Consider the following 3,094-nt stretch of genomic DNA (forward strand, 5'->3'; position numbering starts at 1 on the left):
GGCTTTCCTTGATCGTGATATAGTTGGAGGGGATGGGGAGGTCGAGGAAGCAACGGGGCTTCAGGGCCTACCTCAGGTCAGGCAGAACGGTGACCACCCTGTGCAATGGTGGAACCCAAACGGGTTTGCCTCAGACTTGTTTCAACTTTGTCGATGCCATTGGTAGCTCGAACATCGCCCCCCCGGAGACAAGACCAACTTGTTTTTCGATAGTAGGCCACAAGGCCATCAAGCGCTCCATCTTCTTCGTTATGGGCGCCTTGTTCAGACCCTTCGACAGAAAGAAACCAACCAGATTTGAGGACTTGAACAACTGTTGCTCTGCGCGGTTTCTCGTGATCCGTCTATCGCCCGAAATGACGACCCACCCCCCTTCTTTGTGGAGGTCTTTAATCCACTCTGTGTCAGTGACACTGGGACCATAGCGTTGTCGAAGGTGCTGCACCTCGTGAACGCCGTCAAATATTGCCGTAAGTGCTTTGGCTAGAGCGAGTGGTAAGTTCTCGTCGATCAGCACCTTCAAGCCGCACGAAGCTCCTGCTCATAGCGGACAGCATCTCTGACAACCGCAAGATCGACCTCGAAGAGCTTGGCAACTCTTTCAATTGACCCTTCTGCTTCAACAGCTTCCGCAAGTGCAATTGTTGGCACACCAGAGGCTGAAGCGATGGGTTGGCCAAACGATCTTTGCGGGTCGATCACGATGGAAGCCTTCCCACGGAAAGGACGCCAGCGGACAACAAGTTCATCCTCAAGATCGAGGTCACGAAATGTTCTCTCTACGATTGTTTTGAAAACGTACTGCTTCTGTCGTAAGTCCAGCACCTTGGGGTCTTCCGAGGCTTCAAGGCTTTCAAGGAAGATCGTCTTGCCGTCGGTGCGAAACCTTCCTGATGAGAACGGACGGTCCGATTGGGCGCACTCTCTAGCGTACTCCAAACAGTTCCTTATCGCTTTCAATCCGATGCCTGCCTGCGAGAACGCATGTATGAAGCGCAGTTCAATGAGATCGCGAAAGCTAAGTTCTACGTGGTCGTCCAGCTTTGGTATGTCAGATTGCCAAAGCGGTATGCTACGGTGTGTTTTACCGTCTCGCTTAAAGTCATACCCCTGCATCCACCTTCGGATGGAGCGCTTCTTCCCGCCGATCAGGGTCGCGGCTTCGCCCAGCGTATAGATGCCCTTACCAAGCAGCAGGTCGTGAACTTGGTCGGCGCGTTGCATGGTCTTCTCCCTGTTCGCGATCAGTCGGTCGCATGACATTCGTTTTCAAGGATGTTGTCTCAGATAGTGGCCATGTAGTCACCTACAATCAGCCAAATGAACAAATATTCGATTCTGGTACTCAGTCCATACGATTGCAACGGCATAGACGACAGTAAACCAGAGCCTGTCTCTTGATCTCGTTCAGTTGCAGTGGGATGACTATGTAACCAAGCAGCAGGAAATCACATGTACGAAACGGCCTTCAACCAGATCGAGCGAAACCTCAGGGCAGAGGAAGGCATCGCCAACGAACTGGACTATGTCGAGCAGATTTCGTGGGTCCTTTTCCTGAAATACCTGCACGAGCTAGAGACAGAACGGCAAGACCGGGCTGAACTTGAAGGCGGGGACTACGAGCCGATCATCAAGGACGAGTATCGTTGGGATCAGTGGGCCGCTCCGAAGAAGGACGGGCAGTTCGATCACAACGCAGCGAAGATCGGCGACGATCTGATCGCCTTCGTGGATCAGGAACTGTTCCCCTTCCTTGGGTCTTTCCGGGAAACTGCCACCGGGCCACAGACCATCGAGTACAAAATCGGGGAGGTCTTCACCGAGCTGCGCAACAAGTTTCGGTCGGGCTACATCCTGCGGGACGTGCTGGAGGTGCTGGACGGCCTCAGCTTCAACACCCAGGCGCAACGCCACGAACTGTCGGAGCTGTACGAGACACGAATCAAGCGGATGGGCAATGCGGGCCGCAACGGGGGCGAATACTACACCCCAAGGCCTCTGATCCGGGCGATGATCAAGGTGCTTGATCCCAAGATCGGCGAGACGATCTACGACGGGGCCGTTGGGTCTGCTGGTTTCCTTTGCGAGGCCTTCGAGTACATGCGAACACCTGATCTGACTGCGACGGAATGGGAAACGCTGCAGCGCAAGACGTTCTATGGGCAGGAGAAAAAGAGCCTCGCCTACATCATCGGGATCATGAACATGGTCCTCCACGGGATCGAAGCTCCGAACATCGTCCACACCAACTCGCTCAACGAGAACGTGATGGAGATACAGGAGAAGGACCGCCACGACATCATTCTTGCCAATCCGCCCTTCGGTGGTGGCGAACGGCGCGAGGTGCAGCAGAACTTCCCGATCCGCACCGGGGAGACGGCCTACCTCTTCCTTCAGCACTTCATCCGCAAGTTACGGGCCGGGGGTCGTGCGGCGGTGGTGATCAAGAACACTTTCCTTAGCAACACGGACAATGCCTCTGTGGCACTGCGCAAGGAACTCCTGGAGGCGGCAAACCTCCACACGATCCTCGACTGTCCCCAAGGCACGTTTCAGGGGGCTGGGGTCAAGACTGTTGTGCTGTTCTTCGAGAAGGAAGCGCCCACACAGGACATTTGGATCTATCAGCTCGATCCGGGACGCAACATGGGTAAAACCAATCCGCTGAACGACAATGATCTGGCGGAGTTCGTGGAGCTGCAGCAGACGAAAGCGGATGGACCGAAGAGTTGGACGGTTGCTCGGGGTGATCTCGATGAGGAGACGTTCGATCTCTCGGTGAAGAACCCGAATGCACCTGAGGAAGCGCCTCTGCGTTCGCCTGAGGAGATCATTGAGGAAATACTGGCGCGGGATGCGGAAACGGCTCAGATACTGAAAGACATCCGGGGGATGCTATGAAGACGGGGTGGAGTGAAGTTCCATTTGAGCAGTGTCTTGAGCGATTTAGGGTTCCTGCCAAAATCCCACGAAGGGACTGTCCTGAATTTTGTGCTCTGGCGTGGTAACTGCTCTATAAGGAGACCCACGTATGAGCATCGACAAAAAGCTATTAGACCAACTGATGGAAGGCCGGTCCTCTGGCGACCTATTC

At 54.6% G+C, this 3,094-nt stretch carries 3 protein-coding genes; 1 reads left to right on the top strand and 2 read right to left on the bottom strand.

Features of this window, described 5'->3' with window-relative positions:
* Positions 1 to 130: 130 nt before the first annotated feature.
* A complete protein-coding gene (locus ACGYLX_RS18945) occupies positions 131 to 517 on the bottom strand; it encodes a hypothetical protein (RefSeq protein ID WP_394451273.1) in 387 nt (128 codons plus the stop codon).
* Positions 518 to 519: 2 nt separating this feature from the next.
* Positions 520 to 1,224 carry a hypothetical protein gene (locus tag ACGYLX_RS18950; protein ID WP_394451269.1) on the bottom strand — a complete coding sequence of 235 codons (705 nt, stop codon included), beginning with the start codon at positions 1,222 to 1,224 and terminating at the stop codon, positions 520 to 522.
* 228 nt (positions 1,225 to 1,452) lie between these two features.
* Here ACGYLX_RS18950 and ACGYLX_RS18955 point away from each other — a divergent pair, with 228 nt between their 5' ends.
* Positions 1,453 to 2,901, top strand: coding sequence for an N-6 DNA methylase (locus tag ACGYLX_RS18955; protein ID WP_394451271.1), 1,449 nt, complete (start codon positions 1,453 to 1,455; stop codon positions 2,899 to 2,901).
* Positions 2,902 to 3,094 lie beyond the last annotated feature (193 nt).

The sequence above is a fragment of the Sulfitobacter sp. 1A13496 genome, from assembly GCF_043557225.1.
Taxonomy (GTDB): Bacteria; Pseudomonadota; Alphaproteobacteria; order Rhodobacterales; family Rhodobacteraceae; genus Sulfitobacter; species Sulfitobacter faviae.

Excerpts from the sequence above, each read along its gene's own strand:
- ACGYLX_RS18950 (WP_394451269.1), bottom strand. The coding sequence starts at position 1,224 with ATGCAACGCGCCGACCAAGTTCACGACCTGCTGCTTGGTAAGGGCATC.
- ACGYLX_RS18955 (WP_394451271.1), top strand. The coding sequence starts at position 1,453 with ATGTACGAAACGGCCTTCAACCAGATCGAGCGAAACCTCAGGGCAGAG.